Source organism: Thermostichus sp. MS-CIW-15 (assembly GCF_054060575.1).
Genome location: NZ_JBSSDI010000005.1, coordinates 1 through 17560, shown reverse-complemented (window position 1 = coordinate 17560; position 17560 = coordinate 1). Strand labels below are relative to the sequence as shown.

Annotated in this window: 17 protein-coding genes; 3 read left to right on the top strand and 14 right to left on the bottom strand. The window is 61.4% G+C overall.

Going from position 1 to position 17560, the window contains the following annotated elements; translation table 11 throughout:
* Positions 1–56: 56 nt before the first annotated feature.
* On the bottom strand, positions 57–1862 hold the full coding sequence (gene aspS, locus ACVW0R_RS02790) for an aspartate--tRNA ligase (protein ID WP_011430513.1): 1806 nt from the start codon (positions 1860–1862) through the stop codon (positions 57–59).
* A gap of 72 nt (positions 1863–1934) precedes the next feature.
* Positions 1935–2870, bottom strand: coding sequence for a metal ABC transporter solute-binding protein, Zn/Mn family (locus ACVW0R_RS02785; RefSeq protein WP_457501635.1), 936 nt, complete (start codon positions 2868–2870; stop codon positions 1935–1937).
* A gap of 62 nt (positions 2871–2932) precedes the next feature.
* Between ACVW0R_RS02785 and ACVW0R_RS02780 the strand changes: the two genes are divergently transcribed.
* Positions 2933–3688, top strand: a complete 756-nt coding sequence (locus ACVW0R_RS02780; protein ID WP_011430511.1) for a metal ABC transporter ATP-binding protein — start codon at positions 2933–2935, stop codon at positions 3686–3688.
* Between the two features lie 294 nt (positions 3689–3982).
* Positions 3983–4816, top strand: coding sequence for a metal ABC transporter permease (locus ACVW0R_RS02775; RefSeq protein ID WP_457501603.1), 834 nt, complete (start codon positions 3983–3985; stop codon positions 4814–4816).
* Positions 4817–4855: 39 nt separating this feature from the next.
* Here ACVW0R_RS02775 and ACVW0R_RS02770 read toward each other — a convergent pair whose 3' ends face one another.
* The 3 genes from ACVW0R_RS02770 to ACVW0R_RS02760 form a co-directional block, all read right to left on the bottom strand.
* Positions 4856–5146 (bottom strand): RNA recognition motif domain-containing protein, encoded by a 291-nt coding sequence (locus ACVW0R_RS02770; RefSeq protein ID WP_011430509.1) that lies wholly within the window; start codon positions 5144–5146, stop codon positions 4856–4858.
* A 194-nt stretch (positions 5147–5340) separates the two neighbouring features.
* Entirely contained in the window at positions 5341–6123 is a 783-nt protein-coding gene (rsmG, locus tag ACVW0R_RS02765; protein WP_457501634.1) for a 16S rRNA (guanine(527)-N(7))-methyltransferase RsmG, read from the bottom strand.
* On the bottom strand, positions 6120–7124 hold the full coding sequence (locus ACVW0R_RS02760; protein ID WP_099835893.1) for a hypothetical protein: 1005 nt from the start codon (positions 7122–7124) through the stop codon (positions 6120–6122). The genes rsmG and ACVW0R_RS02760 overlap by 4 nt, the downstream gene beginning before the upstream one ends.
* 374 nt (positions 7125–7498) lie before the next feature.
* Between ACVW0R_RS02760 and guaA the strand changes: the two genes are divergently transcribed.
* Positions 7499–9049 carry a glutamine-hydrolyzing GMP synthase gene (gene guaA / locus ACVW0R_RS02755; RefSeq protein ID WP_099813400.1) on the top strand — a complete coding sequence of 517 codons (1551 nt, stop codon included), beginning with the start codon at positions 7499–7501 and terminating at the stop codon, positions 9047–9049.
* Positions 9050–9101: 52 nt separating this feature from the next.
* Here the strand turns inward: guaA and ACVW0R_RS02750 are convergent, their stop codons facing one another.
* From ACVW0R_RS02750 to ACVW0R_RS02710, 9 genes are all read right to left on the bottom strand, one after another.
* The gene (locus tag ACVW0R_RS02750; RefSeq protein ID WP_011430503.1) at positions 9102–9323 is read right to left on the bottom strand and encodes a hypothetical protein; all 222 of its coding nucleotides are present in this window, start codon (positions 9321–9323) and stop codon (positions 9102–9104) included.
* Positions 9324–9325: 2 nt separating this feature from the next.
* Complete coding sequence (locus ACVW0R_RS02745) at positions 9326–9652, bottom strand: hypothetical protein (RefSeq protein ID WP_228375221.1); 327 nt, start codon at positions 9650–9652, stop codon at positions 9326–9328.
* 80 nt (positions 9653–9732) lie between these two features.
* On the bottom strand, positions 9733–10755 hold the full coding sequence (locus tag ACVW0R_RS02740; protein ID WP_041438383.1) for a CobW family GTP-binding protein: 1023 nt from the start codon (positions 10753–10755) through the stop codon (positions 9733–9735).
* 102 nt (positions 10756–10857) lie between these two features.
* Positions 10858–11637 (bottom strand): hypothetical protein, encoded by a 780-nt coding sequence (locus tag ACVW0R_RS02735; protein ID WP_071813555.1) that lies wholly within the window; start codon positions 11635–11637, stop codon positions 10858–10860.
* Positions 11638–11708: 71 nt separating this feature from the next.
* Entirely contained in the window at positions 11709–12239 is a 531-nt protein-coding gene (gene purE, locus ACVW0R_RS02730) for a 5-(carboxyamino)imidazole ribonucleotide mutase (RefSeq protein ID WP_011430499.1), read from the bottom strand.
* Entirely contained in the window at positions 12209–13309 is a 1101-nt protein-coding gene (locus tag ACVW0R_RS02725) for an L-threonylcarbamoyladenylate synthase (protein ID WP_011430498.1), read from the bottom strand. The genes purE and ACVW0R_RS02725 overlap by 31 nt, the downstream gene beginning before the upstream one ends.
* Positions 13278–14297: a YihY/virulence factor BrkB family protein gene (locus ACVW0R_RS02720; protein ID WP_168173347.1), complete on the bottom strand. Its 1020-nt coding sequence runs from the start codon at positions 14295–14297 to the stop codon at positions 13278–13280. Before ACVW0R_RS02720 ends, ACVW0R_RS02725 begins: the two co-directional genes overlap by 32 nt.
* 88 nt (positions 14298–14385) lie before the next feature.
* Complete coding sequence (locus tag ACVW0R_RS02715) at positions 14386–15720, bottom strand: dihydroorotase (protein ID WP_414346845.1); 1335 nt, start codon at positions 15718–15720, stop codon at positions 14386–14388.
* Between the two features lie 11 nt (positions 15721–15731).
* The gene (locus tag ACVW0R_RS02710; RefSeq protein WP_011430495.1) at positions 15732–17096 is read right to left on the bottom strand and encodes a histidine phosphatase family protein; all 1365 of its coding nucleotides are present in this window, start codon (positions 17094–17096) and stop codon (positions 15732–15734) included.
* Positions 17097–17560: the final 464 nt, after the last annotated feature.

Genomic DNA, 17560 nt, shown 5'->3' with positions numbered 1-17560 from the left:
GAAAGGTGGGGTAGGTTCTTCTCTATCCTTCCACAGTCCGGAACAGGGGATCCTGTTCAGCCGGGCTGATAGGTGGAGGCCACGTGCAGTTCTTTGAGCTGCTTGGCCTCGACGCCGGAAGGGGCACCGGTGAGCAAACACCTGGCCTGCTGGGTTTTGGGAAAGGCGATGACATCGCGGATGGAATCTTCCCCCGCCAAGAGCATCACCAGCCGGTCTAGGCCATAGGCGATGCCGCCGTGGGGCGGGGTGCCGTACTCGAAGGCTTCCAGCAAAAAGCCAAACTTGTCCCGCGCCTGCTCAGGGGTAAGGCCAATGGTCTGGAAAACCTGCTCCTGGATCTCGCGCTGGTAGATGCGCAGGGATCCCCCTCCTACTTCCACGCCGTTCCAGACCAGGTCGTAGGCCTGGGCCCGCGCCGTTTTCAGGTCGGCCAAGTCGTCGGGGTGGGGGGCGGTAAAGGGATGGTGCAGGGCTTCCAGGCGGTTTTCCTCGGCATTGAATTCAAACAGGGGAAAATCGGTGATCCAGAGGAGATTCAAGGCGTTCTCCGGGATCAAGCCCAGCTCCTGGCCCAGGTGCAGCCGCAGGCGGCCCAGCGACTCGTTGACCACGGCAGCCGGCCCTGCTCCAAACAGCAGCAGATCCCCCGGCTTGGCGTTGGTAAGCTGCAGCAACTGCTGTTCCTGCTCGGGGCTGAGGCTTTCTTTGAGGGCGCCGATGGTGTCGAGGCTGCCGGGCCGCACCCGGATGAAGGCCAGGCCACCCGCCCCGTACTGGGTGACCAGCTTGAACAGATCCCCGCCCGGCTTGATGCGGGTGTTGGAGATCTTTTCGTCGCCGCCCGGCACCGGCAGAACTTTGATCACACCGCCCTCTTGCAAGGCCTTGGCGAAGACCTTAAAGCCGGATCCCTGAAACAGCGGCGAAACATCCACCAATTCCAGCCCAAAGCGGGTGTCGGGCTTGTCGGAGCCGTAGCGGGCCATGGCCTCGGCATAGGTCAGCCGCGGGAAAGGGCGGGGCAGGTCGATGCCTTTGACGGTTTTGAAGATATGGCAGAGGAGCCGCTCGTTGAGTTCCAGGATCGCCTCCTGATCCATAAAGCTCATCTCCATGTCCAGCTGGGTAAACTCCGGCTGGCGATCCGCCCGCAGATCCTCATCCCGAAAGCAGCGGGCAATTTGGTAGTAGCGATCCACGCCGGCCACCATCAGCAACTGCTTAAAAAGCTGGGGCGACTGCGGCAGGGCAAACCACTCCCCGGGGTTGACGCGGCTCGGCACCAGGTAATCTCTGGCACCTTCGGGGGTAGAGCGGGTGAGGATGGGGGTCTCCACCTCGATAAAGCCTTCTTCGTCCTCCAGGAAGCGGCGGATGGCCTTGATGACCTGGTGACGCAGCTGCAGGTTGCGGGACAGGCGCTCTCGCCTCAAGTCCAAGTAGCGGTAGCGCAGGCGGATCTCTTCCCGCACCTCTTCCCCTTCCTCCCCCGAGACGCTGAAGGGAAGCTGCTTGCCCACCCGGCTGAGAATTTCCAACTCTTCCGCGTAGACCTCCACCTCGCCGGTGGCCAGGCGGGGATTAAAGGAGTCACTAGGTCTTTGGTGAACCGTTCCCGTTACCCGCACCACATATTCGCTGCGCACCTGCCCCGCCAGCTCGTAGGAGAGGGGGGTTTTCTGGGGATCGGCCACCAGTTGCACGATGCCGGAGCGATCCCGCAGATCCAAGAAGATCACACCGCCGTGGTCGCGGCGGCGGTCGATCCAGCCGTAGAGGGTGACGGTCTGGCCGATGTGGGCCGGGCGCACTTGGCCACAGTAGAGGGAACGAGGCGGGCGACGGATGGCAGCAGGCATGGACGCGGTGAGATAACGAGGGTCTGAGCCCCTATCATACAAAACTCAGCCCCACCGTCTCGATGCTGCCCCTCAAGGACAGTCAGGGGATCCGCCCAAGGCCGCCACGATGGTGCAGGTGTTGAGGCGCATCATGGCGACGTAGGTTTCGGCGCCGCTGCCTGCTTCCCCCAAAGAGTCCGAGTACAGTTCCTGTTCAGCTACCTGCACCCCGGCTTCGGCGGCCACCGTCTGGATGAGAGCGGGGTTAAGGGTGGTCTCGGCAAAGACCGCCGGCACCCCCAGGGCGCGGATCTCCTCCACCAACTGGGCCACCGTCTGGGCGCTGGGCTGTTCCTCGGTGCTGATCCCCAGGAGGGATCCCCCCATCTTCAGGCCGTAGGCTTGGGTGTAGTAGGCAAAGGCATCGTGGGTGGTCACCAGAACCCGGTTGGCGGGGGGAATGGTCTGAATCTGTTCCCCGATCCAGGTGTGGAGCTCCTCCAGCTCCGCCCGATAGGCGGCGGCATTGGCCCGGAAAAAAGCGGCTTCGTTGGGGACTTGCTCCGTCAGCTCCTGGGCAATGTGCTCCACCATGAGGATGACGTTTTCCACATTGCCCCACACGTGGGGATCCGGCGTCGGGATCCCGTCTTCATCGGCGACGATGGGCTCAAGGATCTCGGCCAGGGCAACCCGCCGCGCTCCTTGGGCCGTGGCCTCGATAAGACGAATTAACCCCGGCTCCAGGTTGTAGCCGTTGTAAAACACCAGATCCGCTTGCTCCAGGGCCGCGGCATCGGCCGGCGTCGGCTCATAGACGTGGGGATCCACGCCCGGCTGCAGCAGGCTGCTGAGCTGGATGCGATCCTGCCCCACCTGCCCTACCCAATCGGCAATCAAGGTGGTGGTGACCACGACGCGGGGACGCGCCACAGCCAAGCCAGCCAGGGACAGCCAACCCCCGATCACCAGGCCAAATCCCACCGCCAAGTGGCGCCCAGCAAAAAACAAAGCTTTCATTTTCATAATCGTTTCATGATTCATGTACCCCCCTAGGTTACACTGGTCTTGATGAAAATGAAAGGAAAATGAAAAAACCAGCGGTTTCTCTCCCGCTTCGTCCGGCCTCCCTGGTGGTGCGGGATCTGACGGTGCGCTACGGCAAGTTGCTGGCGTTGGAGAGGATCGGCGCCGAGATCCGGCCGGGGCGCATCACGGGCATCCTGGGGCCCAACGGGGCCGGCAAGAGTACATTGCTCAAGGCGCTGTTGGGGTTGGTGCCCAAAGAGGGGGGCGAGGTGCGCTACGGCGGCCAGGTGCTGCGGGGGGAGCAAGTGGCCTATGTGCCGCAGCGGTCGGCCATCGACTGGAGCTTTCCGGCCACGGTGTGGGATGTGGTGCTGATGGGACAGGTAAGAGCTGCCGGCTGGTTGCGCCGCATCGGGCCAGAAGGTCGGGAGCGGGCCGCGCAAGCCCTGGAGCGGGTGGGGATGGGAGCCTATCGGGATCGGCCCATTGGTCGGCTATCAGGGGGACAGCAGCAGCGGGTGTTTTTGGCGCGGGCTCTAGCGCAGGAAGCGGAGATCTACGCCCTGGACGAGCCGCTGGCCGGGATCGACCAGCCCAGCGAGGCCATTGTGTTTCAGGTGTTGCGGGAGCTGGCCGACGCCGGCCATATCGTGATGGTGGTGCACCACGACCTGGGGCAGGCGCTGGCCTACTTTGACGAGGTGCTGCTCCTCAACCGCGTGCTGATTGCCCAGGGATCCCCGCAGCAGGTGTTGCAGCCGCAGGTGTTGCAGCGGGCCTATGGCCGTATCCTGCCCTTGGACTCGGCTGCCTAGGGGGTGAGAGCATGACTCTAGTCAATAATAAGCTCAACTATACTGAAAATAATGTATAATATGTTCAGTACGGATTACTACCAGTTGATCTTTCTGTTTACTTTCGAGTCTGCCAACATGGTAGCCAAAGCAAAGCAGAAAATTGGTAGTAAGACGACACGGAAACTGCGCTTTGGGTATTCTACTCAAAGCTTTGCGGGATACCGCCATTCTGTTTGGAAACAAACAGAATGCTATCGCTGCATAGTTGAACAGTGATGTTCAGCAGTGTTCAGCGTAAATGTATCAGGTGGTATGGAAGGGCTCTGGCACACCCTGGCGGATCCCTTGCGCTTTGCCTTCATGCAGCGGGCCCTGTTGGTGGCCGTGGCCATCGGCATGCTCTGCGCCGTGGTGGGCAGCTATCTGCTGGTGCAAAGCTTGGCCCTGCTGGGAGATGCCCTCAGCCATTCGCTGCTGCCGGGCCTGGCCATTGCCTACATGCTGGGCCTAAACCTTTTTGTCGGCGCCTTCGTGGCGGGGTTGCTGAGCGCTCTGCTCATCCAGTGGATCCGCTCCGCCACTTCCCTCAAGCCCGATGCGGCCATGGGGATCGTCTTTTCTGCTTTCTTTGCTTTGGGGATCCTGTTGATCACCCTGATCCAACGGCGGGCCCGCATCGATCTCAACCACTTCCTCTTCGGCAACCTGCTGGGGGTAAGTGCTGCCGACGTGTTGACGGTGGTGGGCATCACCGCTCTGGTGCTGGGATTGGTGGCCCTCTTTTTTAAAGAGCTGACTTTTTACACTTTCGATCCCCTGGGAGCCAAGGCAGCCGGCCTGCCCACCGAGGGACTGGGCTGGGGGCTGATGGCGCTCACCTCCCTAACTTTGGTGGCCAGCATGAAGGCGGTGGGGGTGCTGCTGGTGCTGGCCATGCTCATCACGCCGGCAGCAACAGCCTACCTGTTGGTGCCTCGCCTGCAGCAGGTGATGCTGCTGGGATCCCTGTTTGGCGTCAGCGCTAGCTTGCTGGGGATGTACGCCAGCTACTACCTCAACGTCGCTTCTGGCCCGGCTATTGTCCTGGTGGCCTCCACCTGGTTTGGCTTGGCCTTTCTGGCCAAAGTCATCTTCGGCCAAAGCTAAAGGCCGGGGAGAGGGATCCCCGGCCCAGAGCCTATCGGATTAGAAGCGGGAAGAACGGCTATCCCGCCTGCCGCCGCCTGCGCCGGCCTGACGCGGCATGGCCTTGTTAACCCTCAGATCCCGGCCCATCCAGGTGGCGCCATCCAACTCATCGATGGCTTTTTGCTCGTCGGCCTCGTTTTCCAGTTCCACAAAAGCAAAGCCGCGCTTGCGGCCCGTCTCCCGATCCACCGGCAGCTTGATTTGCTTGACGGTGCCGTACTCGGAAAACACAAGCCGTAGGTCTTCTTCACTGGCCTTGAAGGACAGATTGCCCACAAAAATGGTCATAACGTAGCGAACTCCGAACCTTAACCTTTAGCGCTCAGTTCGGAAGCTCACCTGGTTAGACCATTGGCTCAATCCGAACCTGATGCCATCCACATCTTAGTCTCCCCGACGGCATTTGCAAACTACCTGTCCAAGATCTTTCTCCAGGAATGTGCAGAAGCTTTTTTGAACTAGGAAATTAAGGATCCCAACTTTTAGCGGCGCTTGTCCTGTCCCAGGGGTTGGCGTTTGGGAATGCCGGGAGGACGGGGATAGCAAGCTGGTGTAGGGGCGACTTTCTCCAACAGCAGGCAATGCCGCATCCCGTGGCTGTGGGGGGTAGTGAAGGCTTCGACATGGATCAGCTTCCCCCCCAAAAGAGAAAGGGCCCGCTTCAGGGTTTGGGCTTCTGCCTCGGTCCAATGGCCGCGGTAGAGAATGGCGCGTCCCCCCACCTTGAGCAGGGGCAGGCAATACTCGGCGCAGATCTCCGCCGCTGCCACGGCTCTGGCCAAGGCCAGATCGTAGCTGCCGCGTTCCTGCGGGTCTTGCCCCCAGATCTCTGCCCGTTGGGCCACCGCCCGCGCCTGGGCGAGGGAAAGCTGCTGCAAAACTTCTTGCACAAAGGCGATCTTGCGTTGGCTGCTGTCTAGGAGGGTGAAGTGGGCCTGGGGCAGGGCGATCTGGGCCGGGATCCCTGGAAACCCTGCCCCGGTGCCGATGTCGATCCCGCGCCAGGGCTGAGCTTGGATTGCCTCCCAGGATCCCAGCAGGCGCAGGCCCCGCAGCGAATCCCACAGGTGTTTCTCCCAAAAATCGATGGGATCGGTGATGCGGGTGAGGTTTTGGGTGCGGTTTCCGGCCATCACCAGGGAATAGAGCTGTTGCAGTTGCTGCTGCTGCGGCTCAGAAGGCTGCCAGCCCAGATCCACCAGCCAGCTTGACCACAGGGCCTCCAGTTCTGGGGGCTCAGAAGCAGGCGGGTCAGCCTTCTTCATCCCAGGGATCGCAGCCATGGCAATCCCAGTTTTAAGCCGGCGGGGATGGCTTTGTCGGCCCAGCCCTTGAGCTCTTCGGCCAAGCCCTGCAAAGAGCGATCGGCCCCCAGCAGCTCCTGGTTCAGGCAAACCAACTCCTGCAAATCCAGCTCCTGACAGTGGATCCCCTCTTCCACCAGCAGGTTAATCGGCTGTGGCTGGGCCTGGAAGGATTGACGGGAGGCCAACTCCAGCTCCACATCTAGAAGCACCTGCTCCAGTCGCTCCACCTGCTCTTGCATCTGCGCCAGCAGGGCTGCCAACTGTTGGCAGTAGTGGTGAACCCGCTGGGCATAGACCTTGAGCGGCAAGGTCAGCGGCAACAGCGATTCAGAGAGCACCTGGATCAGGTGCTGGGCTTCCAGCTCTTCCAGTTGTAGGTCTTGCCAAATGGCCTGATAGAGGCGCAGCGAATGGCGGCAGCTTTCCAGGCGCCGGTAGCAGGGCTGTAACACCGAGGCTCGCAGCTCCTGCAGATAATCCCTCCACAGCTGCCCCACCTCCACGATCCAGTGGGAGCGAAGAAAACTCCACCCCTGAGCCAACAGCCAACTCATCACCAGGCCCGCCAATAACTGGTTTTTTTGTCGTAACAGGAAAGGCGAAAGCTGCTCTCCCCAGATAGCCAGACCCAGCCAGAGCAGGGCGGCCAAAGCCAAGTGGGGCAAGCTGATCATCTCGGCCAAAAGCTGGGCAGAGCAGCGCTGGCGCAGCATCCAGACCATCCCAGCGCCCAAGCTGTAGAGTCCTCCCCCCAACAGAGGGATCACCACCAGCCATAGGGGTTGCCCTCTCCCCAAGTGCAGCAACGACCCACCCTCGCTCAGCGCATCCCAACTGACCAAGTACAAGGCCAACAAAGCCAAAACCACACCCCACCCTTGCTGCCGCTTGAGACGGCGAGCCAGCAGACGACGGCGACGACGAAGATACGTTTGAAAGGACTCAGCAACAACGGACATAAAACGATGGCACTGCGGATCTTTGCCAGTATCTCCACCGGTCTGGATGGCTTCTTTTTTCGATCATAAGTCTTGCCTTTACCTGGTCATCTGGGTTCCCCGTTGCGATGGTTGCTGGGAATCATTGCCTAGCCAGTGAGCGGTTTTTTAGCGAAAACTCTCTTCCCACCCGATAGGGACTCTCCAGGACAGGCAACTGCAAGCAAGCGCCTCCATCCCTGTTACGATGGAAGAGCCCTTAATGTTTCTTATCCACAGCCGAGTTAGTCGCTAGGCCCGGCTTTCTCATTCTGCACTTGCGAGGTTTTGTGAACTCTTCTACCTCTCCCCTCCCTCCCGGCCTTTTTCCTTCCTCCCTCAAGGTGCAGCGCCAGATGATTGTTATTCTCGATTTTGGATCCCAGTACTCTGAGCTCATTGCCCGGCGTATTCGCGAAACCCACGTCTATTCGGAAATCCTTTCCTACCGCACCACTGCCGAGCAACTGCGGCAACTGCGGCCCCAGGGCATCATCCTCTCCGGCGGCCCCAACTCGGTCTATGAGCCGGGCGCTCCCGCTTGTGACCTGGAGATCTGGAACTTGGGGATCCCCATCCTGGGCGTGTGCTACGGTATGCAGCTTATGGTGCAGCAGTTGGGGGGCAAGGTGGAGCCGGCCCAGAAGGGGGAATACGGCCGTGCCGCCCTGCACATTTTGGATCCCACCGATCTGCTCACCAACCTGCCAGAAAGCAGCATCATGTGGATGAGCCACGGAGACTCGGTGACCGAGTTGCCCCCGGGCTTTCATTCGCTGGCTTACACTGACAACACCCCCTTTGCCGCCATTGCCGATCCGGCGCGCCGTCTCTACGGGGTGCAATTTCACCCAGAGGTGGCCCACTCGGAGGCCGGTGCCTTTCTCATTCGCAATTTTGTCTATCACATCTGCGGCTGCGAGCCCACCTGGACAACGGAAGCTTTTCTGGAGGAGGCCATTCGGGAAGTCCGTGCCCGCGTGGGCGACAAGAGGGTGCTGTTGGCCCTTTCGGGGGGGGTGGACAGCTCTACTTTGGCTTTTCTGCTACACAAGGCCATTGGGGATCAGCTCACCTGCGTGTTCATCGACCAGGGGTTCATGCGCAAAGATGAGCCGCAGCGGCTGCTGCGCCTTTTCCAAGAGCAATTTCACATCCCTGTCCACTACGTGGACGGACAAGAGCGCTTTCTCCGCCAGTTGCAGGGGGTCACCGATCCCGAGGAGAAGCGCAAACGCATCGGGGCAGAGTTTATTCGCGTGTTTGAGGAGGAGTCGCAGCGGCTGGGCCCCTTCGAGTACCTGGCCCAGGGCACCCTTTACCCCGATGTGATCGAGTCGGCCAACACCAATGTGGATCCGGTTACCGGAGAGCGCATTGCCGTCAAGATCAAAAGCCACCACAACGTCGGCGGCTTGCCGGAGAATCTGCGCTTTAAGCTGGTAGAACCTCTGCGCAAGCTCTTCAAAGATGAGGTACGGCAACTGGCCCGTTCGTTGGGCTTGCCGGAAGAAATTGTTGGCCGCCATCCTTTCCCGGGGCCGGGCCTGGCCATCCGCATTGTGGGCGAGGTCACCAAAGAGCGGCTGGAGATCCTGCGCGAGGCCGACATGATTGTCCGCCAGGAGATCAACCGCTCCGGCTACTATCCCAAGCTGTGGCAAGCCTTTGCCGTGTTGCTGCCGGAAGTGCGCTCGGTGGGGGTGATGGGGGATAAGCGCACCTATGCCTGCCCGGTGGTGGTGCGACTGGTCACCAGCGAAGACGGCATGACGGCGGACTGGGCTAGGGTGCCCTACGACCTCTTGGCCACCATCTCCAACCGCATCGTCAACGAGGTGCCGGGCGTCAACCGCGTAGTCTACGACATCACCTCCAAGCCCCCCGGCACCATCGAGTGGGAGTGATGCTGGTCGGGCGGGATCCCTTGCCTCTGGCCTCAAGGCCGGACTGGAGCGATTACCTATGGCCTGCTTCCGGCAGGGAATAGGAAGGGCTTGAGCTGAAAGGCTGAGCGGCTTGCACTTCCATACGGGCCAGGGTTGTGGCCGCGTCGGCCAGTTGTAGGGCTAGGTTGGCACGGCTAATCGGATCCCGGGCATTCCAGAGATCTTGTCCCAGACAAAACACTCGATAGCGAAAAGCTTTGATGGAGTGCGATGGGATCACTTTGACGGTCATGGTTACAACCTTTTTTCCACAGCAATCTGAGCGTTCAGCAGAACCCGCTCCGGCTCGAGGTAAACAAATGTTACCAAAACAACTTCGTTGGCACCCCTAATCGCAACCGGGCAGGTGGCTTTTTGCGGTTCCACCCGTTCATGCCGTACCCCCACAGTGTATTCTCCAATCGGCAGGTCATCAAAGCCGGCGTCGGCGTAGATTAACTCGATGGTTTCTTCGGCAATCAGTTGCCCCTCCCGCTCCAGAAAGGCGACAAAAGGGATCCCGTCGATGGAAGTGAGGGCGTTGTTGGCCTGGTTGCGGATCATCACAAAGATGTCGGACATAGCTGGGATGCCCTCTCTCAAGGCTCCCCTCGCGAGGCTGCCGGAACAGGGCCCGACGATTCTAAGCCGCCACCCAGTTCTTAGCCCTGGACGGGCGCCGGGACAAGACAGGCTTCCAACTTTTGCCGCAGCTTGGCCGTATCGAGGTGCTGGCCGATGAGCACCAACTGGTTTTTGGGCTGGCGAGGCCAGGCGTCGCTGCTGAGGGTGTAGCGCCGACCGCTGAGGTGGAAGATATGTCGCTCTGGGCTTTCCTCAAACCACAGGATCCCTTTGGCCCGAAAGACTGCATCGGGCAACTCGTTGAGAAAGTTCTGGAAAGCGTCTAGAGAGAAGGGGCGATCGCTCTCAAAGGCCAGGGAGTTAAAACCATCGACCTCGATGTGGCTGCGGTGCGAGTGGCCGTGATCATGGCCGTGTTCGTGGTCATGCTCATGGTCATGCTCAGCGTCGGGAGCCTCCTCCTGGGGCAGAGAGCTGGACTGAAACAGGTCTGTATCCAGGATCAGCTCTAGGGGCACTGCGCTGTTGACCGTGCGCAAAATGCGGGCATCTTCCTTGATCTCGCGAATGCGTTTTTCCAGGCGCTCGATCTCCGCCGGCTCAACCAGGTCGGTTTTGTTGAGGAGAATGACATCCCCATAGGCAATTTGGCTGTAGGCCACGTCACTGTTGAACAGATCAGGAGCGAAGTTGCTGGCATCCACCAGGGTGATAATCGAATCCAGCCGTGTCAGATCCCGCAGTTCTGGCCCCAAAAAGGTGAGGGCAACCGGCAAGGGATCCGCCAGTCCTGTGGTCTCCACCACCAGGTAGTCGATTTTGTCGGAGCGCTCCATCAGGCGCAGCACACTCTCGACAATGTCGTCGCGGATGGTGCAGCAGATGCAGCCGTTGTTGAGCTCTACGAGGTCTTCTTCGCTGGAGACAATCAGCTCGCCGTCGATGCCAATCTCCCCAAATTCGTTGACCAGCACCGCTGTGCGCATCCCTTTCTGGTTGCGGAGGATGTGGTTGAGCAGAGTGGTTTTCCCGCTCCCCAGAAAGCCAGTGATGATGGTGACAGGCAAGCCTCGCTTGGGCACTTCAATGGTGGTGGTCATGGAGGAACCGCAATCTGCTAAAGAGGACCCTTCCACTTTATCCTCATTGTAATGACGCTCTTTGAAGACTCGCTGCCCCAGCGGAGATGTTGAGGCAGCCATCTAGACGCTGTGGTTCCGACCTGAAGAGGGATCCCCGCTGCTTTCGGGGCGTTTGAGGTCGGCCAAATCGTTGAGGCGACGCAGGATCCCCCACCCCTGCAGAGCTTCCAGCAGGGCTTCCCGGACGACAGCCACGGTTTCTTGGTCAAGGGCGAGGCGGAGGTAGTCCACCGCTAGCCGCGTCTGCTCGGCATCCAGGTATGGCATCAAGCTCTGCAGCCGACGCACGCCCAGCAGCCGTCGGTAGGAGTCGGGGGAAGCGATGTCGCTGAGATCTCGCTCCAGTTGGGAACGCTGCCGCTCTTGGCGGCGGCTAAGCCACTCCCAAAACAGCAGCGCCAACAAGGCAAAGGTGGCTAGCCCCTGCAAAATGGCGCCCGTGGCCAGCCAGCGCTGGCTGGATTCTGCCCAGATGGAAACCACGATGTAGGTGCCCAGAGCGGCGCCTGCCCCCCCGACAACAGCAAGCAGCAGGGAGCGATCGGCTTGGCGAAACCAGGCTTGCAACTCCTGCCAGCGGCGGCTGAACTCAGGGCTGCGCGCAGCATACAGCCCCAGCATTGCCCCACTGCCCACAGCTAGAGAAAGAGCTAGCCGCCAGTGCCAAAAAGCCAGCCCCGCCAAGGCCAAGCCCGACAGGGCCAAAACCCGCCATTGCGGCCCCGAGAGTAGCCACAGGGCCACCTGGGATCCCCTCTCCACTGCCCCTTTCTGAACTCGCTGCAGATATTCCCGCCAGGATCCCTGTCCGGAAGAGGGGCGACCCGATCCATCCTTCACCGCTGGCAACTCCCCCAACTTCGTTCCATCTGATCCCTGTCAAGACAGGCCAACGCTCTCTCACTCAATAATTATGCTCTGCCGGCGGAGCTGAGATAGGCTTTCCACCCCTGAGTTTGCAACTGGGCGTTTTTCTCTTGCACCGCTTGCTTGAGGCTTTCCCGGTAGGCCAGCACCCGTTGTTGCAGGGCGGGATCGCCGCTGGCCAAGATCTGCACGGCCAAGAGTCCAGCGTTGTAGCCATTGCCGATGGCTACAGTAGCCACCGGGATCCCCTTGGGCATTTGCACGATCGAATATAGGGAGTCCAGCCCCTGCAGAGATTGGCTGAACACCGGCACCCCGATGACCGGCAGAGGGGTAAGGGAGGCTACCATCCCCGGCAGATGGGCCGCCCCGCCGGCGCCGGCGATAATGACGCGGATCCCTTGGATATGGGCGCGGCGGGCAAAGTCCACCATCGCCTCCGGGGTGCGGTGGGCGCTGAGGATCTGCAGTTGGTAGGGGATCCCAAACTCCTCACACACCTGGGCAGCGGGTGCCAGGGTGGGCAGATCGGAATCGCTGCCCATTAGGATGGCGACGAGAGGGGAGACTTCCATGAGCGGCTGGCCCGTCGTAGCCGATCCATGATCGCATAACCTAGGCCAGTGACAACTGGTGGCGGTTCAGCCAACAGCAAGGTGGCCGCTCCCTCATCCAGGCGGCGCAGGCTGGCAAAGAAGGCGTGGGCCGCCGAGTTGGGATCCGGGCCCAGACATTCTAGGGTAAAGGTGACCTCAGGACAGTGGCGGGAGAGGCTTTCTGCCAGCGCTTCTGGTTTGGCGGCGAAACTGAGAATGCCTAGGTGCGAGTGGCCAGTGGCCAAGCGCCGCAACTGTTGCCAATCCTCAGGCTGAAGCTGGGCAAAGGCAGTGGGCAAAAGCCAGATGGGCTTACCGGGAGCGTAGTGGCTGCTCAGTTGGCCGGGAGCCTCTGGACTCTCCTTGCCGTCTGGGGCAGGGGGAGAGCTTAGGGGCAAATTGAGGTGGGATTCCAAAACTTCCCGCGGGATCCCGCCAGGGCGCAACAGGGTGGGCGTGCCGTCGGGGCTGAGCTTGAGCACTGTCGATTCCAGGCCCACGCTGCACTCTCCCCCGTCCAAAATGTAAGGGATCCGCCCCGCCAACTCGGCATAGACGGCCTGGGCCGAGGTAGGGCTGAGGCGGCCAAAGCGGTTGGCGCTGGGGGCAGCCAAAGGCACCTGAACTGCCCGCAGCAAAGCCTGGGCCACGGGGTGGGCGGGCATCCGCAGCGCCACCGTGGGCAAGCCACTGGTGACGAGATCCGGCACCCGGGATCCCTTGGGCAGCACCAGCGTCAGCGGCCCCGGCCAAAAGGTGTCGACAAGGGATCCCAGGCGAGCGCGAGCGGCGGGAGTAAAAGCCTCCAGATCCACCAGCCAGCCCTGCAGTGTCTCTAGATCCAGCCCAGCCGGCAGATGCAGGATCAGGGGATTGAAACGGGGGCGCTCCTTGGCGGCAAAGATCTCTGCCACCGCCTGTTCGTTGAGGCCGTGGCCCGCCAGGCCGTACACCGTCTCTGTAGGTATGGCCACCAACTGGCCCCGCCGCAGCGCTTCAGCCGCCAAGGCAATGTGCTCAGGGGTGGGGGGGAGGATCTGCGTTTGCATGAGGGGTGGGGGAGCAGTCCCGAATCCATTGTCGGGCCTGGTAGAGGGCAATGTTAATCTGATCCCCAAACAGCAGCGCCAAGGAAGTGAGCCAAACCCACAGCAATAAGACAATAACTGCCCCCACGGCTCCGTAGACTTGGTTGAGCTGGCCGAAGTGCTCCACATAAACCCGCAGCCCCCACGACACCCCAACCCAAAGCAGGCTGGCCACAATCGCTCCTGGCCAAATCGGCATTTGGGGCCGGCGCAAGCTGGGGCCGAATCGGTACAGCACCCAACAGGAGACGACGATCATCCCCAACGAGATAGGCCAGGTGAGCGCTTCCCACAACTTCAGCGCCAGCTCCCGCCAGGGATCCAACTGATCCGGCCCGGCAACCCCCTCCGCTAGGGATTTCGCTTGGGCGGACAAGAAGCGGAAAAAGCTGGCACTGAACAAGAAGATCAAGCTGGCCAAACCGGTTAACCCCAGGGTAGCTAGCATCCAAACCATCGAGATCAGCTTGCGTCTCCAAAAGGGGCGGCGCATCTCCTGGGGGATCTCGTGGCTGAGATCCAAAGCCGTCATCACTGCTCCCAAGGCCCCAGAGGCAGCCCACAGGGTTCCTAAGAAGCTGAAGGAGAGCAAGCCTCGGTTTTCCCCAAAGCGGAGCTCTCGCGCATACCGTTCCAGAAGCACCAGGGCTTCTTGGGGGGCAATCTGCCCCAATTGCTCCATCAGGCGCTGAAAAGCTTGCTCAGAGGAGCCGACAAACAGCCCAATCCCGGTCAAGAGGGTGAGGATAAAGGGAAATAGGGCCAACATCGAGCTGTAGGCCATCTCGGAGGCTAGGCCAAACAGCCGGTAGCGCATCGCGTTTTCCCAGGCCAGCCGTAGTGTACGCCAGGCCAGCTCCCCTTGGCGACTCCACTCTCCCCATGCCCAGCGGATCCCTTGCAACTGCCGGAAGCTCGGCAGCGTCCCCAGCCGCTTCCCTAGCTTCATGGGCCCCTACCCCCTTGAGCCTAGCTCCCAGGATAATTCAAGGCCCTGCGCCTCTTGGCACAGAGAAGGGGTTTTGCCGGTCTCAGGTTCAGGGCTGGCTTCCTTCTTCAACATGGGTGTGCAACACCTTGCCGCGCAGGGTCCTGCCCAGCCAGGGAGTGGCCAGGGATCGCGAGCAAAGGGTGGCTGCCGAGACCGTCCAGGTATGGCCCGGATCGAACAGCACCCAGTCACTTCCGGGAGCTAGGCTGGGCGGCTCCAACCCCAGGCAGCGGGCCGGGTAGAGGCTGAGGGCCGACCAGAGCTGGAGCGCCGTCAGGGATCCCGTCTCTACCAGGTTCTGCCACAGCAGGGGCAGCGCCAGCTCCAGGCCTATGGCCCCAGGAGGGGCTTCGGCAAAGGGCAGGGTTTTCTCCTCGTAGGTGTAGGGGGCGTGGTCGGTGGCAATACCCAGGCTGCCGCTGCGGATGCCGGCGATGAGGGCCTCGCGGTCGCTGCTGCGGGGGAGAGGAGGCAAGAGGCGCAGGTGGGGATCGTAGCCGTGCTCCAAGACGGCTTCCTCCGCCAAGAGCAGGTGCATCCAGGTGGTGCTGGCGCTAACCGGCAGCCCCTCTGCTTGGGCCTGCTGGACAAGCTCCAGGCTGCGGGCTTGGCTGAGGCGCATCACATGCACCGGCGCCGGCGAAGGAACGCTGCGCACTACTTCCAGGAGACGGGCCAAGGCCGCGGTTTCGGCACTGGTTGGGATCCCCTTCAGCCCCAAGCGCAGCGCCCACACCCCCTCGTAGAGGCTGCCCGAGCCAGCCAGGCTGGGATCCCAGGCCCACACCAGCAGCGGCTTATTCCAAGGCCGCAAATACTCCAGCGCCCGCCGCAGTAGGGCCAACGACCGCAGCGGCTCTGATCCTTCAGTCCGGGCCACAAAGCCAATGGCGCCGGCGCGGGCCAGCTCTCCCCAGAGGCTGGGAGCTTCTTCCCGGTCACCCAAGCTCAAAGCAGCCCAGGGCAGCCAGCGGGAATCCCCCGCTCGGCGGCGGTAGCGGCCCACCTGCTCCGGCTCGTCCAGCACCGGGAAAGTTGCCGTTCCGGGCAGGGGGGCAGGGAGAAGACCCACTTGGGTAAACCCCCCTGCCAGAGCTGCTGCCCCCAGAGAGGCGAGGGTTTCGCGGCAGGGGGAGAGCTCTTGATCAGCGATCTCGCCACTGTGGGCGTACAGATCGATCAAGCCCGGCCCCAGCACCCAGCCAGCAGCCTCCAGGCGGGGGATGTCGGCAGGGATCCCCGCCGGCTCGGTGGCCCGGAGGCGGCCCTGCTGCAGCCACACGTCGGTCACCTCATCCCGCTGTTGCCAGGGATCCAACAGGCGCACCCCACGGAGGCAGAGATTGAGCAGGCTCAGGTCGGCAGGGAGGGTGGATCCCATCTTCCACCTCCCTAAAGCGCACCCGCTGTGGTGCAGTCGAAAATCTGGCCGGACAGGTGAGTGGTGAGGTTCAACACCTTGAGAACAGGGGTGCCGTCCTTTCCTTCCGGGTAGTCGATAACGGTAATGCCGCCATTGCCCTGCTTGAAGATCCAAAAGGCGTGGGGGGAAAGGCCGAACAACTGGCAGATGATCGCCTTGTTGATGGCGTCGTGGGCCACCACCACGGCCGTGCCTTCGGGAAATTGGGCGGCGGTGATGGCCAAAATCTCTTCCCAGGCCGAGCGCGTGCGATCCCACACTTGGTACAGATTTTCCCCGTTGGGCATTTGCACCGCGGCCGGATCCCGCTGCCAGCGCTCCAGCTCGCCGGGGTATTCGGCTTCCACCTCGCTCTGGAGCTTGCCCTCCCAGTCGCCGTGGCAGATCTCCTGCAGCTCCGGCATCGGGCGTAGGATCAGGTTGGGGTGGTTGCTGCAGATGGCGTCCGCCGTAGCCCAGGGGCGCTTCAGCGGGCTGGAAAAAGCCAGGTTCAGCGGCTGGTCGGCCAGAAACTCCGCCACCCTAGCTGCCTGCTCCTCGCCAGTGGCGTTGAGAGGAATATCGCGCTGCCCCTGAAAGCGCTGCTCCCGGTTCCATTGCGTCTCGCCGTGCCGCACCAGCAGGATACGCATCCCCTGCTTGCGTTTGGGCAGAGGCTGGCCCAGATGGGCAGTGATATTCAAAGATTCCAGTTGCGGCAGCGCCCCCAGGCCCTGGGGAAAGTTGAGAACGCTGATGGCGCAGTTATCTTGCCCAAGACGGTGGTAGTGAACCGGCCCCAAGCCAATGGCGGTGCTGACCAGGGCGCGGTTAATGCCGCTGTGTCCGACAACGAGAACGGTGAGGGGATGCCTTGGATCGGTTCTCCGATCAGAGGAGGCGGGGGGCACTGACTTCACTTGCTCGGCCAGCAGTTGCCAAAACTCCTGCGCCTGCTGCCAGAGATCCCGCACCGGAAAGCGCCCCTCCAGCTCCAGCTCGTCGGGACGGTGCCGCCATAGGTGGTAATCTTCTGGGTATTTCTCCTTCACCTCGGCAAAGGTCAAGCCCTCCCAAGCTGTCAGGTCGATCTCCCGCAGGTACTCGCTGATAAACAAAGGGATCCCCGCTCGCTCCTTGAGAATGATACGGGCGGTGTCGAGGGCACGGGAGAGAGGGCTGCAGTAGGCATAATCCAAGGGGATCCCGGCCAGAACCTCAGCTACCCGCTGTGCCTGCGCTTCTCCACCGGGGGTGAGGCGAGAGAGATCGGAGCGGCCTTGGATGCGATTTTCGACGTTGAAGGTGCTCTCACCGTGGCGCACGAGCAGGATGCGCAGGGCAGGCTGAGCCATTGTTTGCACGGACTTACTCAAGAACACCTTCTAGAGTATCGCCTAGAGTATCGCTGTTGGGCTGGGCTTGCCCTGCCAGTGGGGTTCTTTCTAGGGGTTGGGTCCCGGATTCTGGCCTCAACAGATCGGGCAGTCAAGTTTTCAATTGGGATGAGCCGCCCAAGCCACTGAGAAAACTCTGCCAGCTCTTCAGGAGCGGGAAGACGCGAACAAAGAGCAAGCCAGCTAGCCCCCCTATATCCCCCCTTGCGGCTGGGGCAGGAACCCTCTGGCTTGGCATAGGCTAGTTCAGGCGGCCACTGCGGCTTTTCCAGTCCAGCTTCTGATCCAGAAGAAACTCCAGATAAGGGAGATAGGCTTCATAGCTGTGCTGATACATTTACGCTGAACACTGCTGAGCATTACTGCTCAGCGGTGAAGCGATAGCATTCTGTCCGTTTCCGTTGTCACTACGCGACGCTGAC

What these genes read in the sequence shown, in the direction of transcription:
- ACVW0R_RS02745 (WP_228375221.1), bottom strand. Translation starts at nt 9,652, where the DNA reads ATGTCCGACATCTTTGTGATGATCCGCAACCAGGCCAACAACGCCCTC.
- guaA (WP_099813400.1), top strand. Translation starts at nt 7,499, where the DNA reads ATGATTGTTATTCTCGATTTTGGATCCCAGTACTCTGAGCTCATTGCC.
- ACVW0R_RS02785 (WP_457501635.1), bottom strand. Translation starts at nt 2,870, where the DNA reads ATGAAAATGAAAGCTTTGTTTTTTGCTGGGCGCCACTTGGCGGTGGGA.
- ACVW0R_RS02780 (WP_011430511.1), top strand. Translation starts at nt 2,933, where the DNA reads ATGAAAAAACCAGCGGTTTCTCTCCCGCTTCGTCCGGCCTCCCTGGTG.
- ACVW0R_RS02750 (WP_011430503.1), bottom strand. Translation starts at nt 9,323, where the DNA reads ATGACCGTCAAAGTGATCCCATCGCACTCCATCAAAGCTTTTCGCTAT.
- ACVW0R_RS02710 (WP_011430495.1), bottom strand. Translation starts at nt 17,096, where the DNA reads ATGGCTCAGCCTGCCCTGCGCATCCTGCTCGTGCGCCACGGTGAGAGC.
- ACVW0R_RS02775 (WP_457501603.1), top strand. Translation starts at nt 3,983, where the DNA reads ATGGAAGGGCTCTGGCACACCCTGGCGGATCCCTTGCGCTTTGCCTTC.
- purE (WP_011430499.1), bottom strand. Translation starts at nt 12,239, where the DNA reads ATGGAAGTCTCCCCTCTCGTCGCCATCCTAATGGGCAGCGATTCCGAT.
- ACVW0R_RS02715 (WP_414346845.1), bottom strand. Translation starts at nt 15,720, where the DNA reads ATGGGATCCACCCTCCCTGCCGACCTGAGCCTGCTCAATCTCTGCCTC.
- aspS (WP_011430513.1), bottom strand. Translation starts at nt 1,862, where the DNA reads ATGCCTGCTGCCATCCGTCGCCCGCCTCGTTCCCTCTACTGTGGCCAA.
- ACVW0R_RS02720 (WP_168173347.1), bottom strand. Translation starts at nt 14,297, where the DNA reads ATGAAGCTAGGGAAGCGGCTGGGGACGCTGCCGAGCTTCCGGCAGTTG.
- ACVW0R_RS02740 (WP_041438383.1), bottom strand. Translation starts at nt 10,755, where the DNA reads ATGACCACCACCATTGAAGTGCCCAAGCGAGGCTTGCCTGTCACCATC.
- ACVW0R_RS02725 (WP_011430498.1), bottom strand. Translation starts at nt 13,309, where the DNA reads ATGCAAACGCAGATCCTCCCCCCCACCCCTGAGCACATTGCCTTGGCG.
- ACVW0R_RS02760 (WP_099835893.1), bottom strand. Translation starts at nt 7,124, where the DNA reads ATGTCCGTTGTTGCTGAGTCCTTTCAAACGTATCTTCGTCGTCGCCGT.
- ACVW0R_RS02770 (WP_011430509.1), bottom strand. Translation starts at nt 5,146, where the DNA reads ATGACCATTTTTGTGGGCAATCTGTCCTTCAAGGCCAGTGAAGAAGAC.
- rsmG (WP_457501634.1), bottom strand. Translation starts at nt 6,123, where the DNA reads ATGAAGAAGGCTGACCCGCCTGCTTCTGAGCCCCCAGAACTGGAGGCC.